Genomic DNA, 21,113 nt, shown 5'->3' with positions numbered 1-21,113 from the left:
CATCTAGAGCGTTCCGTCCCCGTCGATCGGCATGCGCGGCATCTGGAAGTTGAGCCGCAGCGCATCAATGCGCTTACGCGTCTCTTCTTCCAGCGGCCCGCGTGCCTCGGCATCGAGAATGGCGGTAAGCTCTGCACGATTCTTGACACCGAGCACCAGCGTGTCGACGCCCTGCATGTGGAGCGCATAGCGATGCGCGACGATGGCCGGGTCTTCGCCGAGGTCGCGGCAAAGCGTCCTGAAAGGTGCCGCCTTCTCATAGTCACGCACTTCCGGATCGTCTGCCGCCAGCGGCCTGTCGATCGCCGCGGTGAGCGCACCCGCTTGCACCGCGCGAATCCCCATCACACCGACGTCGTTGTTCTTCGCGGTGCGGATGATGTTGCGCGGCTCTGGTGGCTCTTCATATCGCCGCATCCCGCCGGGCGAATCGAGGAGGTTCGTCACGGCCTGCACGACGGCCGGCTTCGGCGTGCCTCGAAGTGCATCCATGATGCTGCGCGGCAGTCCCGTGCCCGTGATGCCCCAATTTCCAATGAGGCCTTTCTCCTTTAGCGCCTCGAAGGCGGGGGCGACCTCGTTGACGAAGGCCGACCAGGGCACGACGCCATAATCCTCGAACGCCGGATCGCGCCCGTAAACGTAATCGTCCGGACAGATATTCGAGTGCAGGATGAAGATGTCCGCCTGTTCGCGCTTCAGCGTCGAGAGGCTGCGCACGACCGACTTCTCGAGACGCTCCGCGATGCCGGCAAGATGTCGCTGCCCCACCATGCATTTCGTCGTGACGCGAACGCCGTCCGGCCAGCCGGCGCCGAAGGTTTCACCCGCCACCGCCTCAGCTTCGCCACGGCCATAGAGCGGCGCAAGATCGATCAGCGTGATCCCGCGCTCGACGGCGAGGCGAAGCGTTGCGACGGCTTCCTCGCGCGAGGTCTCGCCCCATATCTGGCCAAGCCCGCCGCCACCAAGTGTGAGCGCGCTGACAGGCCAGAGCTTTCCGAGCTTGCGCATTTCCATGAGCGTCAAAAATCCTTCGGCAGTTCGATGCCTTTGGCCCGGCAGGCGGCAATCACGGTATTGCGCAGCAGGCAGGCAACCGTCATGAGACCGACGCCGCCGGGAACGGGCGTGATCGCGCCCGCGACTTCCGCCACCTCATCGAAGGCGACGTCGCCGACGAGCCTGGTCTTGCCCTCGCCCTTCTCCGGCGCGGGAACGCGATTGATGCCGACATCGATGACGATGGCGCCGGGCTTCACCCAGTCGCGCTTCACCATTTGCGGCCGACCCACCGCCGCAACGAGAATGTCCGCTTCGCGCGCGATGGCCGGTAGATCGTGCGAACGGCTATGCGCGATCGTGACGGTGCAGTTCTCCCTGAGCAGCAATTGCGCGACGGGCTTGCCGACAAGGTTCGAGCGCCCGATTACGACGGCATGCTTGCCTGAAAGATCGCCGCCCGCCTTCTTCGCCATGATGAGGCAGCCCTCCGGCGTCGCGGGAACCATCGCGGGCAAGCCGCTCGCGAGCCGCCCGGCATTGAGCGGGTGGAGCCCGTCTGCATCCTTCGACGGATCGATCGCATCGATCACATTCTGCTGGGAAATATGGTCGGGCACCGGAAACTGAACCAGAAATCCGTGTACGCTCGGATCGGCATTGAGCTCGCGCACCTTGGCGAGAACATCCGCCTCGCTCGTCTCGGCGGGCAGCCTGTACTCGTATGAGTTCATGCCTGCCTCGCGTGTCGCGATGCCCTTGTTGCGGACATAGACCTCGCTCGCCGGATCGTTCCCGACAAGCACGACGGCAAGGCCGGGCGTGAGCCCATACTCCTGCTTCAGCCGCGAAACCTCCGCCGCCACGCGGGCGCGCAGTTCCGCGGAAATGGTCTTGCCGTCGATGATGGAAGCTTTTACCGAACGCGTCATGAGGGCACCTCGTTGTCTGGATAGGGTGCCCAGGCGAGCGGCGCATAGCCCTTGCGCTCCACGGTGGTTCGCTCCACCTCTTCTCGCCAGTCACGCAAGGGCAGCGGCACTATAATAAGGAGGGCAGTCCCGCGACAAGTCCGCGTCTGCATCACTTCGGTCTTTCCGGGAGGCTTTCGAGCCAGGCTTCTATCCGGGCCTTGAGGTCCGCGGGATCGCCCGCCACCGCAACTGTCTTGTTTCGCCCCGTCTCGCCCGATGCAATCGAGAGCGAGGAGCGCGGCACCCCCCAGGCCTTCGCGAGAAGTTTCAGCACGGCGGCGTTCGCCTTGCCCTTCTCCGCCACGTCCGAGACGCGGAGCTTGAGATGCGGCTCTCCGTTCGCATCCTCTCCGCGCCCATCGATCCGGTCGCTTCCGCCGCGCGGCGTCACCCGCAACCGAACCGTCACGCCGCCCGCTGCAGGCCTGACAAGCATCGGGCGTCAGTAGCGGCCAGCGCCGAGCCACATCGGAACGTCGTAGCGGATGAGATTCTGCACGAAGAAGAGCGCCAGCAGCAGGATGACCGGCGACACATCGAGACCGCCCAGATTGGGCAGAAAATTGCGGATCGGCCTCAAGACCGGCTCGGTAAGCCGGTTGATCGTGTCCACCGCGATATAGATGAAGCGATTATGCGTGTTGATGACGTTGAAGGCGATGAGCCAGCTCAGCACAACGCCAATGATGATCACCCAGATATAGAGAGTGATGAGCGTGTCGATCAGGTTCAGAAGAGCAATCATGGGGGCTCGCCGGTTGCTGGTTTTTGGGAGGGGACGGCTCACGCGGACGGCCGGGAAACAGCCGGAAACGGGGTGCCGGATAGCTCGCCTCCATGAGATGTAACCGCCGGGGAGGGCCTGTTCAAGGAGAGCTTTGCCGCCCGGTCCCGCTTGCGGCGCACAAACCGGACCGCCGGACGGCGCCGGCTCCGGTCCGGGGGCAACAAGGACAAAGGACATTCGGGCTCTCCCGATTGCTTCCGCGGACGCCTCTCTTGACACCTCGCTCGCTGCCGCCTAATAAGCGGCCTCCGGCGCATGAAAAAGCGCAGGGCTCCGGGGCCGTAGCTCAGTTGGGAGAGCGCCTCGTTCGCAATGAGGAGGTCAGCGGTTCGATCCCGCTCGGCTCCACCATTTTCCGGAAGCCCCCAGAAAATCCACCCGCATGCCTCAGGCCGGCTCAGCCTCGCCCCTTGGCACGTCTGCTTCCGCCGGCAGCCAGCGATCGAGAAAGCGGCCGAGCCAGGCTCTGAGCGCGGCGTCATGCTCCGCCCGTCCCTTCCGGTGCAGCTCGACGGGCTGCGCGCCCGGCTGGGACAGCCTGTGGCTCGCAAAGGTGAGCCAGGCATCCATCATCGGCGTGGTGAGTTCGGGATGGAACTGGATGCCATAGGCCTGAGCCCCGTAGCGCATCGCCTGGACGGGAAACTCGTCGCCTTCCGCAAGCTGCACCGCTCCTGAGGGAAGATCGAAGCCCTGCGCATGCCACTGATAGACATATTGCGGATTGTCGAAGAGATGCTGGCCTTCGCCCGTCGGCCGGATCGGGTAGTAGCCCACTTCGACCCTCTCGTCCTCGCGACTATAGACACGGGCGCCGAGATGCCGCGCCATGAGCTGCGCCCCGAGGCAGATACCCAGATAGGGCTTCTCCTCCCTGAGCGGAACGCCGATCCACCCGGTTTCCGCCTTGATGAAGGGCAGGTCGTCATTGGCGCTCATCGGCCCACCGAAAATGATGGCCGCGTGGTGGCCTTCCATGCTGGCTGGAAGGGGATCGCCGAGCGAGGGACGTCGAATATCGAGTTCGCATCCGCGCCGGACCAGCGCCTGACCGACCCGGCCGGGACTGGACCTCTCCTGATGGAGCACGATGAGAATGCGGCGTGTCATGGCTGCTGACCAATTTGGGGCCGCCCCGGCTCCGGCGCAAGAGCCGGGGCGCAACCCGATCAGCCTGCCATGAAAGCCCTTACATGGCGCTAATGCCGCCGTCGATCTTGATTTCGGAGCCGGTGATGAACTTCGATTCGTCCGAGGCCAGATAAAGAACGCAATAGGCGACGTCGTCCGGATCTCCGACGACACCGAGCGGCACCTGCTTCGCGAGCTTCTTCACAAGCTCCTCCTTCGACATTCCGCGCGCCATGCCGTCGAGGATCGGCGTGTCGATGAAGGTCGGATGGATCGAGTTCGAGCGGATCCTGTAGCCCCGCTTCGCGCAATGAAGCGCGACCGACTTCGACAGCAGCCAGACGCCGGCCTTCGCCGCGTTGTAGGCGGCCATGTTGTGCCCGGCGATCAGCCCCGCGATCGACGACGTGTTGATGATCGAGCCCGGTGCATGCGGCACAATGTAGGGGATCGCATATTTGCAGCCGAGAAAGACGGAATCGACGTCGACCGCCTGGACCTTCTTGAAGGTCTCGAAATCGGTGTCCTCGACCGTCGTGCCGCCGCCGATACCGGCATTGTTGAAAAGCACATTGATGCCGCCCATCGCCTTGTTGGCCTCGGCAAGCGCTTCCTTCCAATGGTCTTCGCGCGTGACGTCGAGTCCGACCGCAAAGGCCGCGCCCGGATGCTCGGAATTGATCTCGGCCGCAACTTCCGCCGCACCCTTCTCGTTGATATCGGCGAGCGTCACCTTTGCGCCCTCGCGCGCGAGCATGATGGCGGACGCCTTGCCGAGCCCCTGCGCCCCGCCGGTCACGAAAGCCATCTTGCCTTCAACGCGGCCCTTTCTTTCCTTTGCCATAGTCTTCCTGTCCTTGATGTTTCGGAATGCGGCGACCCTACAGCGCCGCACGGAGCGGCGAAAGCCACGAAAAGACTCTTCTATTTCATTGGGTTAGAGCATGGCGGTATTGGTCGGCACACCGAGCAGCAGCCGCCCCGTCAACTCGTAGGTCGCGTCCGAGACCATCATGTGCTGGGTCGCGACATGAACGTCGCGGAACTGCCGCTGCAGAGGCGAATTGCGATAGACCGAGCTGCCGCCGGCAAGCGTGTACATGAGGTCGACAGCCCGCGCCGCCGACTGCACCGCATGCGTCGTCGCAAGGCGGATGTCGCGACGATGGGCGACGGTGATCTCGCCATCCTTCGTAGCCGCGTCCCATGCCGCTTCGACGGTCTCCATCAGAAAGGCACGCGCCGAACGCGTCAGCGCCTCCGCTTGCGAAACGTCGAGATGCGCCTTGGCGCGAAGCGCAAGCGGCTTCGACGAACCTTGCGGCGTCTTCCCGCCCGCAAGTTCCACCAGCGTATCGATCGCGCCACGCGCAAGACCGAGAGAGACCGCCGCAATGCCGATCCCGAGAAGCCCGAAGGTCGGGAAACAATAGAGCGGACGCGCAAGCGGTTTGTCGCTGACGAGGCTTACCGCCCGGGCTGCAGGCACGAAGAGATCCTTTACCTCGAAATCCGTGCTGCCCGTCCCGCAAAGGCCGGAGACGTCCCACGTATCGTGAAGCAGCACGTCTTCCGCCCGGAACATCATCATCCGGTTTTGTGGCAGGCCTTCCGCGGCCATTTCGGGCTTCCCGTCATCGCCGATGATGAGCGCACCCCCGGAAATCCACGAGGCATTGCGCGAGCCCGAGCCCCACTGCCATCGGCCGGTGACGCGGTAGCCGTCGACGCCACCCTCGTTTGCATGCACCGCCTTGCCCCGCGGCGCGAAAACGCCGGCGGTAATGGTGAATGGATCGCCGAAAATCCGTTCCGCTTCGGAGGGCTCCAGAAAGGCGGCAACGACACCCGATGTCGCGCCGATGAAGACGCACCATGCCGCCGATCCGTCGTCCTGCGCAATCCGCTCGACCACTTTCACAAGCTCGCCGGGATGGCTCTCGAGCCCTCCATAGACTTCCGGAACGCAGAGCCGGTAGAGACCTGCTTCCGCGAAGCGTTTCGCCATATCCTGCGGCAGGAAGCGGTTTGCCTCGATCTCCGCCGCGCGCTCCGCAATCTCTGGCGCAAAGCGTTCGGCAGCCGCGAGGAGGTCTGCACCTGTCTTCTTCGCCGTCTCCGTTGCGGTCATGCCGCCCTCCCTTTTCAGGCCCCGAGCTTCAACCGGTTCGCAATATTGTTTTTCTGCATGTTGGACGAACCGCCGACGATCGGCAGGCTGACTGCGTCACGTACATAGCGCTCCATGTCCATCTGGTCGGAAAGTCCGTAGGCGCCCGTGACGCGCATGCACATCTGCGTGACTTCCGCCGCGCCTTCGCAGCAGAAGAGCTTTGCCATCGAGGTTTCGACAGAGCAAGGCCGTCCCTGATCGGCGAGCCAGGCGGCGCTGTAGAGCATGAGCCGCATGGCGCGAACTTTCGTCTGCGCTTCGGCCAGCGTGTGACGCACCGCCTGATGCCCGGCGATCGCGCGTCCGAACTGCACGCGCTCTTCGGCGTAACGCCAGGCGTCCGCAAGTGCAGCCTCCGCAAGACCGAGCGCGCAGGCGGAAAGTTCGAGCTTCTCCACTTCGAGGGCACGGCCCGCAAGCTGGTTCCAGCCCTTGTTCCACATCGCCTCGCCGCCAAGAATATTCGCGGCAGGCACGCGCACATCCTCGAAGATCACGTCCTTCGTTTCGACACCGCGAATACCGAGATGCCCGAGCGGCGTGATGGTGATGCCCGGAAGCTTGGGCGGGATCAGCACGATGGAAAGATTCTTGTATTTGTCTTCCTTCGGTCCTGAACGCAACAGGCAGAATATATAGTCAGCGATATGCGCGCCGGTACACCAGCGCTTCGTGCCATTGATGACGAGTTCGTCACCCTCGCGCCGCGCTGTCGTCTCCACCGTTGCAAGATCGCCGCCGACATTGGGTTCCGAAAGTCCATAAGCGAAGAGAAGGTTGCCTGCTGCGACTTTCGGCAACAGCTCCTGCTTCTGCTCCTCGTTCGCGCTCTCGCCGAGGTTCATGCCCGCGTAGCAAACCGCCATAATGTAGGGGCAGGCAACCGCGACGGAGCGTTTCGCAATTTCTTCGATCACGGCCATCGTCGCATAGATGTCGACGCCGGCACCGCCGAACCTCTCCTCGACCGTGAGCCCCATCAGGCCCATGGCACCGAGCTTCTTCATTGTCTCGGCGGGATAGATATTTCCCCTGTCCCATTCTCGCGCCTTCTCGCGCGGCATTTCCGCCTCTACAAAGCGGCGCGTCGTCTCGCGCAGCATGCGCACATGCTCGGGCTCGTCGAAGTTGAGCGGCATGTCTGTCATCGCGGCATCCACCTCTCAACGTCCTGTAAAGGCGGGCTTGCGCTTCTCGAGGAAGGACCGCACCGCTTCCTTGTGATCCTCCGTCGTGAAGGTGAGCATCTCATAGCCGATCGACGTATCGAGGATCGAATGAGCGAGCTGCTTCAGCCCGATATTCACCGAGACCTTGGAGTACTTGATCGCCTGGGTCGCACCGCCTGCCAGCTTGTCGGCAAAGGCCTCGACGCGGGCATCGAGCTCGGCATCGGGCGCCACATGATTGATGAGACCGATGCGCTCGGCTTCCACGGCAGGCACAGGATCGCCCGTCATCAGATATTCCTTGGCACGCGCATATCCGACGAGTTGTGGCCAGATGATCGCGCCACCATCGCCCGCCACGATGCCGGCACGCACATGAGGATCGGCGAAGCGCGCATTGTCGCTTGCGAAGATCACGTCGCACATGAGGGCGATTGTCGCCCCAAGCCCGACGGCAGGGCCGCGCACTTTCGCGATAATGGGTTTTTCGAGATCGAGGAGGGAAAAGACGATGCGTTTGGCCTCGGCCGCATCGGGCCCCTTCTCGCCCGCCTCGAAGCCGCGCTTCATCCAGTTCAAATCGCCGCCCGCCGAGAAGGCATCGCCTTCGCCGGTAAGAACGACGACGTCCGAATCCGGATCGTCGGCGGCATCGAGAAAGATGCGGGAAAGCTCGCGGTGCATTTCGCCGTCCACGGCGTTCATCAGCGCCGGATTGCTGAGCGCCAGCGTCAGCACGCGGCCTTTTCGGCTAGCCTTGATACGCGTATAGCGCGCGAAATCGATCTTCTCCGTCATGCTCTCTCCCTCGGCCCGGCTCTTGTGCGAGCTCTTGGATCGATTGTGGCCCGCGCGCGGTCCAAAGAAAAGCGTTCCGGAAGCAGCGCAAAAAAGAACCCCGGCACCAGGGCCGGGGTTCTCGATTGCCGGAAGTCGGGAGCCCGATCAGCTGTCGCTGTCGGCCTGCGCCGTGATCTTTGCGCCGACGGCTTCACGTGCCTTTTCCATGTCGTCGGGCATCACCTTCGCGCCGGGCTCGCCGAAGACAACGATCTGCCCGTCGGGACCGTCGGTCACCGCCGCATAGCCGAGACGGTCGGAGCGAGTCACTTCCGTGAAGCTCTTGCCGCCATTGTCGCTATAGCCGACATAGCCCTGCAGGCCTACAAGGACGATCTTGCCGCTGCCGAGCTGCACGCCGCCAGCGATCGACTTGTCCGTGCCGGTGTCGACCTTCTCCCAGGTCTGGCCCTTGTCATAGGAGCGGAACGCGTTGCCGCGCATGCCGAACACCATGACCGAACCATCCGACATGCCGAACCCGCCCCAGAAGGAGCCTTCATACTGAGTCTGGATCCGGTTGAAGGTGCGGCCCTTGTCGGTCGAATGATAGACGACGCCGAACTCGGCGGAGACGAACAGATCGCCATCCTTGTCGGAGAAGAGCTTGTTGAGATGGTAGTCGTCGAGCAGGCCGTCGCTCAGCGAGCGCTCTTCCCAAGTCTCCCCACCGTCATTCGTTTCGACGATGAAGGAGAAGGCGCCCATCGCAAAGCCGCGCTTCTCGTTTTCGAAATAGACCGTCATGAAGGCCATTTCGGATTCGCTGTCGTTGTAGACGAGCTCCCATGTCTCGCCGCTATCCGTCGTGCGAATGACCGTCGCATCGTGACCGACGGCAAAGCCGAGATCCTTGTTTACGAAAGTCACGCCGGTCAGCGTCGACTGCGTCGGGACAGTCTTGGCCTGATGGAAGGTGACGCCGCGATCGTCCGACAGCACGACGTGGCCGAACTCGCCGACGGCGACCAGCCGGTCGCCCGCATAGGTCGCGTCAAGCAGCAGCGATTCGGCCGCAAGATCGGACGGAACCGCATACTCGACATCGGACGAAGCGGCCTCCTCCTGGGCGGCAGCAGGCCGCGGGCCGAAACTGGTGAGCGCCAGCGCAATGGCGCACGCGCCGGCAAGGGACATGAGCCGCAGACGCGGTGCCCCGCTCGATACGATCCGGGAAAAAAACGAAGACATTTTACCTAGGCTCCTGCACTCGGGCGTTTCTGGCCGCCGCAACTGCACCGCTCCCGGTTTCCCCCGAGCCCCGATGCCGCCAGGCGGCGCGCTTCCTGTTTTCTTGGTTTGTTATAGCCGTTTTCCGTTCTTATAGCGCAAATTTCGCGATCCGTCTTGGACTCTCGCCCGATTCCGGCACCGCCCGTAAAACAAGGTTAAACGGGGCGGCAGCTGGAGACGGCCATTCGCACAGCAGAAGGCCGGACCCCGTTTCCGGGGCCCGGCCCTTGCCATTTCCAGTCCGCTTTAGCGGACGCCGAGCTGACGGATCGCGTTCGGCGTGTAGCGGTTCTTGTCCAGCTCGTCGGCGAAGTAGTTCACCGGGGGCTCTTCGTTCTGCATCGAGAGCGCCAGATAGCGGCCCGCCTGCAGGTCGTACACGATTTCGCCGGCCGAACCGCAGAGCGGCACGTTGTAGCGCTGGATCTGCTGCATTTCCTGCACGCGCCAGAGCTGGCCACGGCCGTCATAAAGCTCCACGGCCGCCATCTGCCAGGCGTCCTCGTCATTGTGGTAGACGCGGCGCGAGTAGACGTGGCGCGTATCCGGGCGCAGCTTGCCCTCAAATTCCCAGACACGGCGCAGTTCGTAACGCACCTTGTCCTGGTTCAGGTGAAGCGGGCTCAGGAACTCCTTGTAAGGAGTTGACTCAGCCACATAGGCGTTGACGGCGATCAGCCGCTTGTTCTTGCCGAGCACGGTCCAGTCGTAGCGGTCCGGAGCACCATTGTAGCCGTCGAAGCTGTCCGAGGTGGACAGGCCGTCGGAGTTCGTGCCGGGATTGTCATACGCGATGTTCGGCGCGCGACGCACGCGGCGGGTGCCCGGGCTGTACTGCCAGGCTTGGCGCGGCTGAATCTGGGCGTTCAGGGCTTCATACACCAGGATCACGTTACCCGCGGCACGGGCCGGGGCAATGGTGTTGGCGATGTAATAGAGCGAGATGTTGTCGAGATCCTCGGCGCGCGATGCGGAAGGATCCGACCACTGCAGGATGGCTTCGTCCTGCACGATCTGCAGCGTGTAGTCACCGCTGCGGGTGACCGGCGCCGCCGCGAACTGACGCACGACTTTGAAAGCACGATAGCGCAGCGTGTGGTTCCAGATCATCTCGAGCGCGTTGTTCGCGATCGGGAACGGCGAGCCGAAAATGGCTTCGCTGACGCCCGCGCCGCCGCCGACGAGTTCGCCGACAGCCGCGTTGCGCTTGTTGGCCTGATAGAACTTGTCCGGGAAGGCGCAGGAGCGGCGCGATTCGTAGACATTCATCTTGTAGGTCGGATAGGCCTTCAGCAGGGCCTTGTAACCCGGTGTCAGGACATCGTCGTACTGATCCGCATTGCCGCCGGTGATCGTGTATTTGACCGGATCGCTGGCGAAGGGGTCGGCGAGCTTGTCGCCCGGCTTGTAGCTGACATTGCTCGGCACGGTGGCAAGGCCGCCGGTCCATGCAGGAATATCGCCATCGCCGGCCTTCTCCGACCCCATCGGGGTGAGGTCCTGACCCAGACGATTCACCTGGGCTTCCGGAACCTTGGCGAGCGCGCCGGTTGCGAACACGGCTGTCGCAAGGGCGGACACCAACAAGGTAGTCCTTTTCATATACGTTCCCTCCACTGGATTTCTTATAAGGCTTTCGGCGCCAGCGTTTGCCCTTTGGCTTTATATACTGTTCACCGAGGCCGGTTTCCCCGCCTTACTCAAACGGGATGATAGCAAATTGGCCGAAGCTCGCAAATCGCACGCTGCGGATTCTGTGTCCTTCGCGCCTCTATTCGCCCCGATTTTCGGGCAGTTTGGCCTTTGTGCGCATTAAATCTTTTTAATGAACGCCCCGCGGACGGCGCGGCGGCGAAAGCGCGCTCATTCCGCCTACGGATGATTCCCGCGCCGTCCGGCCGCTCTGCAGCGCAGTATGGCGGGGCATTGCGCTTGCGGGCCGCGCCTCCCCACACTCCTCTCCCCCGGACCCTCCCTTGTAATCAAGGAGGCCGGCGGCCCGGAGGCTGCCAAAGACAGCGTCACTCTTCACAAAACCTGGGCGGGCGGTTCCGAAGAAGCGAGTCCTTGCGAAGATTAGGTGCCGCTACGCGCCTTCTGGATTGCCGGGTCAAGCCCGGCAAAGACGAACAGAAGAAAAACGGCATGCCCCCAAAAGAAAAGACCCGGCGGTGTCGCCACCGCCGGGTTCCATTTCGCCTACGCGTTTCGAAAGATCAGAACGCGTAGGAGACCGTCATGGTAACGAAGTCCTTGTCGCTGGCAAAGTTCTTGAACTCGTTTCCAAAACTGTTCGTGTACTGGATATTGGCACGCCACGTATTCTGAAGATTGGCGGTAACGCCGACACTGACGGTCTTTTTTCCTTCGACGAAACCGGGGCCGACCGGACCGGCCGATACGCCATTCACGTCATGTGCCCACTGAATGGTGGGCGTGAGCGTCCACGCCGTTCCGAAAGCGTTGTTGTAGTCCGAGGTCGCCGCGAGACGGTAACCCCAGGAACTGGATGTTGCGTAGGCAAGTTTGCAATCCGGAACCAGGGGGTTGGCCGCGGCTGCACCGCAAGCCGAATCGCCAAGGATCAACGCGGTGGCCAGATCGGGATGCGTGGTCGCCGAGCGTGGCGCGGCCAGCCGGTTCGTGCTGTCCGCAAGATCGGGAAGATACTGAAACCCGACATTCGCGATCAGGATCATCAGATCCGAACCGATCAGGGACGGAAGAGCCGCCGACGGGTTGAGCGTGCTGATCATTCCAAGCTGACCCGTTATGGCATCGAACTCGTCATAGCCCCGGATCGTGTCGCCCGGCGCATAAGCGAAGCCGGCATTCTGGCTTCCCTGGCTCAAACAGCCGACCGGACCTCCCGCAAATTCGCAGGCACGGATCGCATCCAGCTCGGCGGAGTTGATTTCCGGATCGCTGAGCGCAAACGGCATATCGGGTGTGAACGCCATTTCGCCGAAAAAGGCCGACCCGCCGAAAAGCGGAATCGAGGTATTGAAGCTCGCGCCGATGGTTCTGACGTCTTCGGGATACTGGATCAGGTAGTTCTTTGTCCCGGCGGTGGCGCCGACACCGGCTTTCAGGGCCGTTATCCCGCCAAGCGCCGGAATCGGAGTTGTTGCGCAGCCAAGAAGGGTCGCCTGTCCGAAAGCACCGCAAAAGGTCGCTATGTCGGAAACCGGAGCACCGAGAATACTTGCCGTCGCGGCGCCGAAATCGCCCAGCGTAAACGTGCCAATCGGCAGGACCAGACTCTGCTGCGTGAAATACAGGCCGAGATCGGTGCCCATGCCGAGGTTTTCGGCATAATGCTTGATCGCAACGCCGAAGGTGCCCGTATCGTCGCCCTCCTCGGACGCACGACGGGGAATCTGGACTTGACCCGGATATTCGTCGCCGAGCATGACGTATGCACCGCCCTCGCAGGCGGCGTCGGAGGTGCTGAAGAAGGTGCCGCAGGCGTCCGGTTCCGTTTTCTGCCACCCGAACTGCCAGAAAGCCTCGACCGTTACGCTGCCCGGCAGCCCGATGGACGCGAACACGGAAGGCGTAGGCATCAGCGCCTCCTTCAGTTCCGAACCGGGCGTGCGAATGGCCGTCACGTCGATCGGCAGAAAGGAATTGATACCGCCCTGGATGAAGAGGCTTTCCCCCCAGTTCACAACCTGCTTGCCGACGCGGACATTCAACGGCATGCCCGCAACGTCGAAATTGCCGTACACGAAAGCATCGAGAAGGTCGAAGCTTCTTCCGCCGAAATCGCGCGCCTGATCGCCGCGCGCCGCGTCGGTGATGGGACGGCTGCCGAACCGGTTGTTCCTGGTGCCGAGTTCCTCGTTCACCCAATAGTCGTAGAACGCCTTGGTGCGAACGAATGCCCCGTAATTTTGCCATTGAAGATCGAAGTCGGTCGTGATCTTGACGCTTGCGGTGTAGGGATCCCACTGGTCTGTATTGATGTTGCCGTCATCGTCGTTGATGCCCATGCCGGCGCCGTTTCCGGCGGAGCAGCCGCCGTTCGGCTTCGCAACGTGGGTACAATCCTGTTTGGAGGTCCGGAATCCGGTGCCGACCGAAACCAGATTGTCGATCTGGAGATTGGCTTCCCCGAACTTGAATTCGACGGCATGAGCCGTTCCGACGGCCAGCAGCATTGCCGCACCCGTCATGCCGCCCAAAAACACTCTTTGGGCAATTCTTTTTTTCATGGAGCGATCCTCCTCGATCCTCGATGGCTTCACTAACTTTGCAGCCTGGCCGGGAGGAGGAATCGGAAAGCATTTCGACTGTTTCCCCCCGGTCAGTCAGCATCCCTCGAGCACTAGCCGACATTTATTGGAGGTTTGAGTCAAGCCTGCGGGGTGAGGTTGCCACACACGAATGCAATATTGATGCTCTCTATGGCATTTATGACACGCGCGTAATGTCCGCTGGAGAGCGCGGAGCCCGGTTTCGTAAGAATATTGCGCCGCACACTGATTATATGCAGTGCAGCAATTTCCGGATCCGAATCAGTCGCCCCAAGCCCGGCAAAGACGATGCTGAGAGAGAACTCCCGACACCTCAACGCCCGCCCTGACCGGCGGCGCGCACCGTGGCTTCGGTCTCGATCCTGCCCGCCTTTTCGAAGACCAGCGTCAGCGGAACCGATGCGCCTTCCTCGATGGGCCCGTGAAGCCCGATCAGCATGATGTGCTTGCCGCCCGGCGCAAGCGTCACGGTCTCTCCCGCCTCAACCGGGAGCGCGTCGAGCTTGCGCATCTTCATCACCATGCCTTCCATCGTCATGTCGTGAATTTCGACCCGCTCCGCCACGGGCGACAGCGCCTCGATCAGCGTGTCGTCTGCCCCGCCCCTGTTCTCGATCCTGGCATAGGCAGCGCCCGTATCGGTCACGCTTGCCCGCGCCCAGACATCGTTCACCGCTATGTCGCTCGTCGCGTTCTCACCGCAGGAGGCAAGGATCGGCGCGAGCAGCAGAAGAACCGGCAGGAGCGGGCGAAACATGGTGAGCCTCTCTGGACAGTGGGATGCAAGACCGCAAGCATAACAGAGTCCGGAGGGCGCGCATCCGCGGCGGCGCCCTGCCATCGCGGGCATTGTGTCGCGGATGTTTTCCTAGGAACCGTTCCGCTCGCGGCCCGCCTGACGCCAGCGCGAAACGATCGCCTCGAGGCCGGCCCGGTCGAGATTGGGCCGGCTCCAGGATTGCGAGAAGCCGCTGTTGAGGTTCCGCGGCACGCCCCTGGGGGCGATATCGGCGAACCTGATGCGCATCGGCATGCCGACGCCCTGCCCCAGAACGATGGCCTCGCGGTCGCCGAGAAGCGGCAGGAAGTCGAGCAGGTCGAGCGCCCCGTCATGGGTGTTGGCGCGCATCACCTGCTGATCGCGCTCGGTCGAAAGACGCATCGCGACGACCGTACTGCACTGGGAGAGAATGGTGGTATCGAGCTCCGAGGGACGTTGCGTAACAAGGGCAAGCGACAGCCCGTACTTGCGGCCTTCCTTTGCAATGCGCGACAGCGCCTGCCGCGTCGGCGCGAAACTTTCGCCCGCATTCGCCGGTGCGTATCGATGCGCCTCCTCGCAGACGAGGAGCATCGGCAAGCCGCCCTTGCTCCAGACGGCAAGGTCGAAGGCAAGCCGCGAGATGACGGAAATCACGACATCGAGAATTTCCGGTGGCACCGTCGACAGATCGATGACCGTGATCGGACGGCCGTCGTTCGGTACTCGGAACAATCGCCCGAGGATGTCGGTCATCGTATCCTGCACCTGCAGGCTGCCGAACATGAAGCTGTAGCGCTGATCGCTCGCCAGCGTCTCGATCCGGCTCTTGAGCCTCCGGAAGGGGAGTGTCTTCTGCGTCCGGTCGAGCTTGCCGAGCTGCTCGTCGATGAAGGCGACGACATCGGAGAGACGGAACGGCGTCGGCGCATCGACCGTCACGCCGCCATTGTCGCCAGGCCGGCGCGCGATCTGCCTCTGTGACGAAGCGTCGGAATAGCGGCGTTTCGCGGCAATCACGGCATCGCTCAGGATCTCGACTTCCGCATCGTGAGAGGTATCGCCGCTCGTCAACGCAGCGGAAAGCTCCTGAAAATTCAGGAGCCAGAACGGCAGGTGAAGATTGCTTGGATTGATGAGTTCAGCACGCTCGCCAAAGGCCGTTGGATACTCGTTGTGCACATCGAGCATGACGATATGCGCATGATTATGATCTTCGAGGACACGCTGCAGAATGGCTGTCAGCGCGCAGGATTTGCCGCACCCCGTCGTACCGACAACGATGAAATGCTTCGCCAGAAGATCGTCGATGATGAAGCGCGCGGGAACGGCGGCATCCTGGAAGAGAGTGCCGACCTCGATCGTCGCCACGTTCGGCTGCGTATAGACGCGCGTCAGGTCGTATCGATCCGCCGACAGAACGGGGTCGCCGATCGTCGGCAGGTGAGACACGCCGCGGCGGAACGAGAGCCGTCCGTCATCCGGGTCGTCGACCACTTCGCCGGCGAGGTTGAGTTCGATGAGCCTTATGTCCTCGGCATCGCCGCCACTTGCCAGCGTGGGCGCGCTGACCGCGGAGACGAGGCCGACAACCGTCGAAAGCGGTGTCGGCACCTTCACAAGCTGACCGATTTCGACGCGCGGTCCGCCATCGGGCGAGTGCCGGTCGCGCTCGAGAACGGCGATCGCCTGCGATCCCGATACCGAGACGATATGCGCAATCCGTTGCGGTGCCGCCGCTGGCTTTCCTCGCCGGTCGAGAAAGGGCGGGGCCTCCGGGCCATCGCTCGCATCCGCAGGTGCTTCTGCGTCGGTGCTGGGCAAGGTCGTCATGACAAATGATCCTGATGATGCAAAGTCTTCTCGCCATCGCGAAGTGGCGGGAGGGTGAAGAACACGGTCGTTCCTTTTCCGGGTTCGCTGTAAATCTGGAACTCGCCGCCATGAAGTTTCGTAAGCGCCGCGGCAATCGGAAGGCCGAGCCCCGTTCCCTCATGCCCGCGCGCATAGCTCGCCTGTACCTGTCCGAAGGGCGTCATCGCATATGCGATCTGCTCTTTCGTCATGCCGATGCCGGTATCGGCGACGGCAATCGTCGCGCCATCCTCGGGCGTCCGCGTCGCAACGAGCACGATGCGCCCGCCTTCTGCCGTAAACTTGTGCGCGTTGGAAAGCAGGTTGATGAGCACCTGCTTGACACGGCGTACATCGACGGGCACCTGCGGCAGGACCGGGTCGGCCTTGATTTCCAGCACCTGCTTCTTCTCGCGGATACGCGGTTCGATAAGCACGATACAGGCCTCGATCAGCTCCCGGAGGTCGCAGTTCTCCTTCGCGAGCTGGAAGGTCCCGCTTTCGATTTTCGAAATGTCGAGGATGTCCGAGATGATATTGAGCAGGTGGCGGCCGGCGCCCGCTATATGGGAAGCATACTCCACCGTCTTGTCGGAGGGCTGTCCGTTCGCCCCGATATGCTGGATGAATTCGGAGAAGCCGATGATGGCGTTGAGCGGCGTCCTGAGCTCATGGCTCATATTGGCGAGGAATTCCGACTTCGTGCGGCTGGCCATGTCGGATTCCGCCTTGGCCGAACGCAATGCAGCCTCGGCCTTCTGGCGCGAGACGAGTTCGCCCAGATTTGCCGAGTAGTCTGCCAGAAGCGACTTCCGGCGGCCGTACGAAATGCGTCGCTGGCTCTGCATCTGGTGATTTTTCCCGCCTGCTTGCGTTTCCCTGAGAATAGGGACGGGATCGTTGCGGCCGGGTAAACGCGGCGTTAGTAAAATCCGCGAGTTCAGTAAGGCCCCGGACATATCGACTTGTCCGCGCAAGCTCCCCATTCTGGGGCGTGAAAGAACAAGAACGTCCGGAACGGGCGTAGGGGAGGACGAAGAGAGTGGAAAAAGGTCTGTTTGACGGCCTTCTGGTCATCGATTGCGCGAGTTTCATCGCGGGCCCGGCGGCCGCGACCATCATGTCGGATTTCGGCGCAAGGGTGATCAAGATCGAGCCGCCGGTAACCGGCGACAGCTACCGCCAGTTGATCAACGTGCCCGGCATGCCGCCGACAGATGAGGACTATTTCTGGCTCCTCGACAATCGCAACAAGGAAAGCGTCGCCCTCGATCTGAAGAACCCGGCGGCGCGCGCGGTCCTTGAAAGGCTGATCGCGAAGGCGGATGTCTTCATCACCAATTTTCCCGGCCCCATCCGCGAAAGGTTGAACCTGACGCCGGACGATGTCCTGCCGCTCAACGAGCGCCTCATCTATGCCTCGCTGACACCCTATGGCGAGGAAGGCCCCGAAAAGGACCGGACGGGATATGACGCCACCGCATGGTGGGCGCGTTCGGGCCTCATGGACAGCGTTCGCGCCAATCCCGAGGTCGAACCCGCGATTTCCGTTCCCGGCATGGGCGATCATCCGACGGCCGTCGCGCTTTTCGGCGCGATCATGGCGGCCCTTTATCGGCGCGAAAAGACAGGCAAGGGCGGTGTGGTCTCAACCTCGCTGCTCGCCAACGGCCTCTGGTCGAACGGGCTCTGGATGCAGGCCGTGATGTGCGATGCGGATTTCTCCGTCCGGTTGCGCCGCGGACAGCGCGGCGCCCTGACGGAACTCTACAAATGCCGCGACGATCGCTGGTTCATGCTCGCCCTGCTGAACCATCAGCGCGAATGGCCGCTCCTCGCCAGATGCATCGAACGCCCGGAATGGCTGGAGGATCCCCGTTTCGCAACGCCCGAAGCGCGAAGGGAAAACACGGGCGAACTGGTGAGCCTGCTCGAGGAGGTCTTTCTCACCGCCGACTGGAAGGAATGGCAGCTGCGCTTTACGGAAGCGACGATCACCTTCGGGCCGATCACCCAGCCGGGCGATCACCTCGAATGCCGGCAGGTCGCGGCCAACGGCTTTCTGCCCGAGATCGAAGGCGCGGGCGGCCTGAGAACGGTGGACAGCCCGATCCGGATGGCAGGTGAGGAAAAGCGCAAGCCCCGCCGCGCGCCCTTGACCGGCGAACACACGAGGGCAGTCCTCGCCGATTTCGGGTTCGGCGAAGACGAGATAGCAAGAATGATCGAAAACGGCGCTGTGGCGGGTTAGCCGAGCGCCGTTTCGTTGGTCTCACCGGTGCGGATGCGCACGACCTGTTCGAGCGGCTGAACGAAAATCTTGCCATCGCCGGTCTTGCCGGTGCTGGCTGCACGTTCGATCACGCGAACGGCCTTCTCGACGAGCTCGGCGCTTACGGCCACGTCGATGCGGACCTTCGGCACCTCCATCACCTGGTATTCGGCGCCACGATAGATCTCCGAATGCCCGCGCTGCCGGCCGAAGCCCTGAACCTGCGTAACGGTGATGCCTTCGATCCCGATGGCGACCAGCGCGTCGCGCAATTCCTCATATTTATGGGGCCGGATGATGGCGGTGATCATGCGCATGGGAAAGCTCTTCTCATATTCGAGACCGTGAAGGACAAGCCGCCGGATCGCCTCCGACCGAGACGGCAGGTCCGCCTGCTCGCGGCGCCATCGGTCAACCACGTTGTTGAACTCGACCGAAGCCACCAGCTGAATTCTCTGGTCAAGTTTTTCCATATTCAAAGCCTCGTACACACTGTCGGGGCGTTACATGCCGCCCCGAGGACCCGGAAAAAACGCCGGAAACGCAAGGAGTTGGCCCTTTTCTAGCAGCGGAGCGGCAGCCTGTCCAAAGAATGTGTATCTCCCGCTTTTAAGCTTATTGACAAACTTACACATCTTACTCATATTGTCCGTCAAGAAATGCAGTCCAGCACAGGAGGCTTCCGTGACCGATCTGACCTATAGGGGCGCCACCCATCACGGCGATCGCAATGTGGCGCCGTCAAAGGACGTTGTTCTGAACTATCGCGGCGCAAGCTACCACTCCGCCGAAGGCCACAAGGACAAGCCCCGGGCGAGCAGAGCGGGCCTGCGTTATCGCGGCGCACCGCAACACGGCTGAAGAGACTGCCCGCGCCTGCCACTCGTCTGAGGGTTGCCTTCCCCGGCGCGTACAAGATGGCGGGCAGCCTCCGACAGGCGAAAGGCCGCTCCTTCCCGCGAAGGAACGGCCTTTCCGTTTGCAGGCACAATCACAACGCGTCAGACGACGCGGAAATTCTTGAACTGCCAGGGATCGTCCTCGTCGAGGTCTTCCTTGAACAGAAGTCCCCGGTCGAGAAGCGGCGTCCAGTCGCTATAGGCGCCGACCATCTGGCCGAGATAGGGGCGTGCGATCTCAAGGATGCGGGCGAAGTCCATCTCTTCGGGCTCGGTGATCCAGCGTTGCGGGTTCTCTATCGCCCAGACGACGCCTGCGAGCACGGCCACCGTCACCTGCAGGCTCGTCGCATTGTTATGTGGCACGAGCCGCCGCGCTTCCTCGATTGAAAGGTTCGAGCCGTACCAGTAGGCGCCCTTGGCATGTCCCATGAGGAGCACGCCGAGTTCGTCCGCGCCTTCTGAAATTTCCTCCATCATCAGCCGCTTGTGCGGCTGCGCCTTCCAGTTCTTGCCTGCGAGTTCATGGAGCGACAAAACGGCGACATGGCAGGGGTGATAGGCGTAATGCACGGTCGGCCGGCACTTCACCTCGTCGCCGTCCCGCATCGTGAGATAGTCCGCTAGCGAGATGGACTCGCCATGCGTGATGAGCCAGCCGTGATAGGGGCCTTCGTTCGGCGTCCAGCTTCTGACCCGCGTCGACGCGCCAGGCCGCGCGAGGTAGATCGCACAGCGCGACCCGCTCGAATGCGAATGTCCGTCAGGCGGAAAGTGCCTCTCATGCGTACCCCAGCCAAGTTCGGCCGGCTGGCATCCCTCCCCGACAAAGCCGTCGACGGACCAGGTGTTCACGAATTCGCCGATCGCTTTCGGGATTGGCGAGACCTGCGTGTCGCGTTCTGCAATGTGAATGACCTTGATACCGAGCCGCGCCGAAAGACGGGCCCATTCCTCGCGATTCTTCGGGACGTTCGTCTCGACACCCGTCTCGCCTGCGATGTCGAGCAACGCCTGCTTGACGAAATGCGAGACGAGACCCGGATTGGCGCCATGCGTGAGGATCGCCGTCGGCCCGCTCTCATATTTGTCGCGCAGCGCCAGCGCGCTCTCCCGCAGCGCATAATTCGATCGCTGCGAGGGCGAACGCTTCGTGTCGGTGTATTGCCCGCTCCATGGTTCGATGCAGGTATCGAGATAGAGCGCGCCCTTGGAACGGCAGAACTCGACCAGCGCAAGGCTCGAGACATCGACGGAAAGATTGACGAGGAAATCTCCCGCCGCGAGAAGCGGCTCGAGAATGGAAAGATAGTTGCCCTGCCTGAGCGGGCTCACCATGAACTTGACGCCAAGTTCCTCGGCTTCCGCCCGGCCCCGCTCCTCGGCAGTAACGATCGTGATCCGGTCCGGCTGGATGTCGATATGACGAAGGAGAAGCGGCAGCACGCCCTGTCCGATGCTCCCGAAGCCGACCATGACCATGCGGCCGTCGAAGCGGGCAATCTTGTCCGAGGAAGCATCGCTCATGGGGAACCTCATCTGCGCCGGATGCGCTCTGCGCACGGCAGCACGCGCGCGAATCTAGTGGGACTGGCCGCGGGACACCAGAACGGAAAACCGGAACGACGGAAACGGGAAAGTGGTGCCGCTTGGGTGACTCGAACACCCGACCCCCTCATTACGAATGAGGTGCTCTACCAACTGAGCTAAAGCGGCGCCGGGACCGGCGAAAACCGCCAGCCTGCGAGGGCCCTCAGATA

The 21,113-nt window shown here is 62.4% G+C and carries 19 protein-coding genes, 2 tRNA genes and 1 riboswitch; of the genes, 3 read left to right on the top strand and 18 right to left on the bottom strand.

Translation table 11 applies throughout. The features are described from left to right. Positions 1–3 precede the first annotated feature (3 nt). The 4 genes from ACKUUH_RS00885 to ACKUUH_RS00870 form a co-directional block, all read right to left on the bottom strand. Entirely contained in the window at positions 4–1,020 is a 1,017-nt protein-coding gene (locus ACKUUH_RS00885; protein ID WP_407947952.1) for an aldo/keto reductase, read from the bottom strand. 5 nt (positions 1,021–1,025) lie between these two features. Next, the gene (folD, locus tag ACKUUH_RS00880; protein WP_407947951.1) at positions 1,026–1,934 is read right to left on the bottom strand and encodes a bifunctional methylenetetrahydrofolate dehydrogenase/methenyltetrahydrofolate cyclohydrolase FolD; all 909 of its coding nucleotides are present in this window, start codon (positions 1,932–1,934) and stop codon (positions 1,026–1,028) included. Positions 1,935–1,954: 20 nt separating this feature from the next. Then, a riboswitch (ZMP/ZTP riboswitch) is annotated at positions 1,955–2,038 on the bottom strand. Between the two features lie 47 nt (positions 2,039–2,085). Further along, a complete protein-coding gene (locus tag ACKUUH_RS00875; RefSeq protein ID WP_407947950.1) occupies positions 2,086–2,412 on the bottom strand; it encodes a DUF167 family protein in 327 nt (108 codons plus the stop codon). Between the two features lie 6 nt (positions 2,413–2,418). Next, a complete protein-coding gene (locus tag ACKUUH_RS00870; RefSeq protein ID WP_407947949.1) occupies positions 2,419–2,721 on the bottom strand; it encodes a YggT family protein in 303 nt (100 codons plus the stop codon). 317 nt (positions 2,722–3,038) lie between these two features. On the opposite strand from ACKUUH_RS00870, the gene ACKUUH_RS00865 reads away from it, so the two are divergent. Then, positions 3,039–3,114: transfer RNA gene (locus ACKUUH_RS00865), tRNA-Ala, on the top strand. 36 nt (positions 3,115–3,150) lie between these two features. On the opposite strand, the gene ACKUUH_RS00860 is transcribed toward ACKUUH_RS00865, so the two are convergent. From ACKUUH_RS00860 to ACKUUH_RS00810, 11 genes are all read right to left on the bottom strand, one after another. Then, positions 3,151–3,927 carry a glutamine amidotransferase gene (locus ACKUUH_RS00860; RefSeq protein WP_407947948.1) on the bottom strand — a complete coding sequence of 259 codons (777 nt, stop codon included), beginning with the start codon at positions 3,925–3,927 and terminating at the stop codon, positions 3,151–3,153. A 25-nt stretch (positions 3,928–3,952) separates the two neighbouring features. After that, the gene (locus ACKUUH_RS00855) at positions 3,953–4,738 is read right to left on the bottom strand and encodes an SDR family oxidoreductase (RefSeq protein ID WP_407947947.1); all 786 of its coding nucleotides are present in this window, start codon (positions 4,736–4,738) and stop codon (positions 3,953–3,955) included. A gap of 93 nt (positions 4,739–4,831) precedes the next feature. Continuing rightward, positions 4,832–6,025: an acyl-CoA dehydrogenase family protein gene (locus tag ACKUUH_RS00850; RefSeq protein WP_407947946.1), complete on the bottom strand. Its 1,194-nt coding sequence runs from the start codon at positions 6,023–6,025 to the stop codon at positions 4,832–4,834. 14 nt (positions 6,026–6,039) lie between these two features. Beyond that, positions 6,040–7,215 (bottom strand): acyl-CoA dehydrogenase family protein, encoded by a 1,176-nt coding sequence (locus ACKUUH_RS00845; RefSeq protein WP_407947945.1) that lies wholly within the window; start codon positions 7,213–7,215, stop codon positions 6,040–6,042. A 15-nt stretch (positions 7,216–7,230) separates the two neighbouring features. Then, positions 7,231–8,034 carry an enoyl-CoA hydratase/isomerase family protein gene (locus ACKUUH_RS00840; RefSeq protein WP_407947944.1) on the bottom strand — a complete coding sequence of 268 codons (804 nt, stop codon included), beginning with the start codon at positions 8,032–8,034 and terminating at the stop codon, positions 7,231–7,233. Positions 8,035–8,181: 147 nt separating this feature from the next. Then, positions 8,182–9,267 (bottom strand): WD40/YVTN/BNR-like repeat-containing protein, encoded by a 1,086-nt coding sequence (locus tag ACKUUH_RS00835; RefSeq protein ID WP_407947943.1) that lies wholly within the window; start codon positions 9,265–9,267, stop codon positions 8,182–8,184. Between the two features lie 288 nt (positions 9,268–9,555). Further along, positions 9,556–10,911, bottom strand: coding sequence for a DUF1329 domain-containing protein (locus tag ACKUUH_RS00830; RefSeq protein ID WP_407947942.1), 1,356 nt, complete (start codon positions 10,909–10,911; stop codon positions 9,556–9,558). A gap of 614 nt (positions 10,912–11,525) precedes the next feature. Then, a complete protein-coding gene (locus ACKUUH_RS00825) occupies positions 11,526–13,526 on the bottom strand; it encodes a DUF1302 domain-containing protein (RefSeq protein ID WP_407947941.1) in 2,001 nt (666 codons plus the stop codon). 355 nt (positions 13,527–13,881) lie between these two features. Then, positions 13,882–14,325 carry a copper chaperone PCu(A)C gene (locus tag ACKUUH_RS00820; protein WP_407947940.1) on the bottom strand — a complete coding sequence of 148 codons (444 nt, stop codon included), beginning with the start codon at positions 14,323–14,325 and terminating at the stop codon, positions 13,882–13,884. 111 nt (positions 14,326–14,436) lie between these two features. Then, positions 14,437–16,161, bottom strand: coding sequence for an ATP-binding protein (locus tag ACKUUH_RS00815; protein ID WP_407947939.1), 1,725 nt, complete (start codon positions 16,159–16,161; stop codon positions 14,437–14,439). Continuing rightward, positions 16,158–17,030: a sensor histidine kinase gene (locus ACKUUH_RS00810; RefSeq protein WP_407947938.1), complete on the bottom strand. Its 873-nt coding sequence runs from the start codon at positions 17,028–17,030 to the stop codon at positions 16,158–16,160. Before ACKUUH_RS00810 ends, ACKUUH_RS00815 begins: the two co-directional genes overlap by 4 nt. Positions 17,031–17,224: 194 nt before the next feature. Here ACKUUH_RS00810 and ACKUUH_RS00805 point away from each other — a divergent pair, with 194 nt between their 5' ends. Then, complete coding sequence (locus ACKUUH_RS00805) at positions 17,225–18,433, top strand: CaiB/BaiF CoA transferase family protein (protein WP_407947937.1); 1,209 nt, start codon at positions 17,225–17,227, stop codon at positions 18,431–18,433. Here the strand turns inward: ACKUUH_RS00805 and ACKUUH_RS00800 are convergent. Further along, positions 18,430–18,771, bottom strand: a complete 342-nt coding sequence (locus tag ACKUUH_RS00800; RefSeq protein ID WP_407948018.1) for a P-II family nitrogen regulator — start codon at positions 18,769–18,771, stop codon at positions 18,430–18,432. The genes ACKUUH_RS00805 and ACKUUH_RS00800 overlap by 4 nt on opposite strands. Before the next feature lie 367 nt (positions 18,772–19,138). Between ACKUUH_RS00800 and ACKUUH_RS00795 the strand changes: the two genes are divergently transcribed. Next, a complete protein-coding gene (locus tag ACKUUH_RS00795) occupies positions 19,139–19,315 on the top strand; it encodes a DUF4278 domain-containing protein (RefSeq protein WP_407947936.1) in 177 nt (58 codons plus the stop codon). Positions 19,316–19,455: 140 nt separating this feature from the next. Here the strand turns inward: ACKUUH_RS00795 and ACKUUH_RS00790 are convergent, their stop codons facing one another. Both ACKUUH_RS00790 and ACKUUH_RS00785 read right to left on the bottom strand, forming a co-directional pair. Further along, the gene (locus tag ACKUUH_RS00790) at positions 19,456–20,880 is read right to left on the bottom strand and encodes a homospermidine synthase (RefSeq protein WP_407947935.1); all 1,425 of its coding nucleotides are present in this window, start codon (positions 20,878–20,880) and stop codon (positions 19,456–19,458) included. A gap of 113 nt (positions 20,881–20,993) precedes the next feature. After that, a tRNA-Thr gene (locus ACKUUH_RS00785) sits at positions 20,994–21,069 on the bottom strand. Positions 21,070–21,113 lie beyond the last annotated feature (44 nt).

Source organism: Parvibaculum sp. (genome assembly GCF_045863935.1).
Classification (GTDB): Bacteria; Pseudomonadota; Alphaproteobacteria; order Parvibaculales; family Parvibaculaceae; genus Parvibaculum.
Note: the sequence above shows the minus strand (reverse complement) of the source record. Positions and strands in the feature narration are given on the sequence as shown.

What these genes read in the sequence shown, in the direction of transcription:
- ACKUUH_RS00885 (WP_407947952.1), bottom strand. Translation starts at nt 1,020, where the DNA reads ATGGAAATGCGCAAGCTCGGAAAGCTCTGGCCTGTCAGCGCGCTCACA.
- folD (WP_407947951.1), bottom strand. Translation starts at nt 1,934, where the DNA reads ATGACGCGTTCGGTAAAAGCTTCCATCATCGACGGCAAGACCATTTCC.
- ACKUUH_RS00875 (WP_407947950.1), bottom strand. Translation starts at nt 2,412, where the DNA reads ATGCTTGTCAGGCCTGCAGCGGGCGGCGTGACGGTTCGGTTGCGGGTG.
- ACKUUH_RS00870 (WP_407947949.1), bottom strand. Translation starts at nt 2,721, where the DNA reads ATGATTGCTCTTCTGAACCTGATCGACACGCTCATCACTCTCTATATC.
- ACKUUH_RS00855 (WP_407947947.1), bottom strand. Translation starts at nt 4,738, where the DNA reads ATGGCAAAGGAAAGAAAGGGCCGCGTTGAAGGCAAGATGGCTTTCGTG.
- ACKUUH_RS00850 (WP_407947946.1), bottom strand. Translation starts at nt 6,025, where the DNA reads ATGACCGCAACGGAGACGGCGAAGAAGACAGGTGCAGACCTCCTCGCG.
- ACKUUH_RS00845 (WP_407947945.1), bottom strand. Translation starts at nt 7,215, where the DNA reads ATGACAGACATGCCGCTCAACTTCGACGAGCCCGAGCATGTGCGCATG.
- ACKUUH_RS00840 (WP_407947944.1), bottom strand. Translation starts at nt 8,034, where the DNA reads ATGACGGAGAAGATCGATTTCGCGCGCTATACGCGTATCAAGGCTAGC.
- ACKUUH_RS00835 (WP_407947943.1), bottom strand. Translation starts at nt 9,267, where the DNA reads ATGTCTTCGTTTTTTTCCCGGATCGTATCGAGCGGGGCACCGCGTCTG.
- ACKUUH_RS00830 (WP_407947942.1), bottom strand. Translation starts at nt 10,911, where the DNA reads ATGAAAAGGACTACCTTGTTGGTGTCCGCCCTTGCGACAGCCGTGTTC.
- ACKUUH_RS00825 (WP_407947941.1), bottom strand. Translation starts at nt 13,526, where the DNA reads ATGAAAAAAAGAATTGCCCAAAGAGTGTTTTTGGGCGGCATGACGGGT.
- ACKUUH_RS00820 (WP_407947940.1), bottom strand. Translation starts at nt 14,325, where the DNA reads ATGTTTCGCCCGCTCCTGCCGGTTCTTCTGCTGCTCGCGCCGATCCTT.
- ACKUUH_RS00815 (WP_407947939.1), bottom strand. Translation starts at nt 16,161, where the DNA reads ATGACGACCTTGCCCAGCACCGACGCAGAAGCACCTGCGGATGCGAGC.
- ACKUUH_RS00810 (WP_407947938.1), bottom strand. Translation starts at nt 17,030, where the DNA reads ATGCAGAGCCAGCGACGCATTTCGTACGGCCGCCGGAAGTCGCTTCTG.
- ACKUUH_RS00800 (WP_407948018.1), bottom strand. Translation starts at nt 18,771, where the DNA reads ATGCGCATGATCACCGCCATCATCCGGCCCCATAAATATGAGGAATTG.
- ACKUUH_RS00790 (WP_407947935.1), bottom strand. Translation starts at nt 20,880, where the DNA reads ATGAGCGATGCTTCCTCGGACAAGATTGCCCGCTTCGACGGCCGCATG.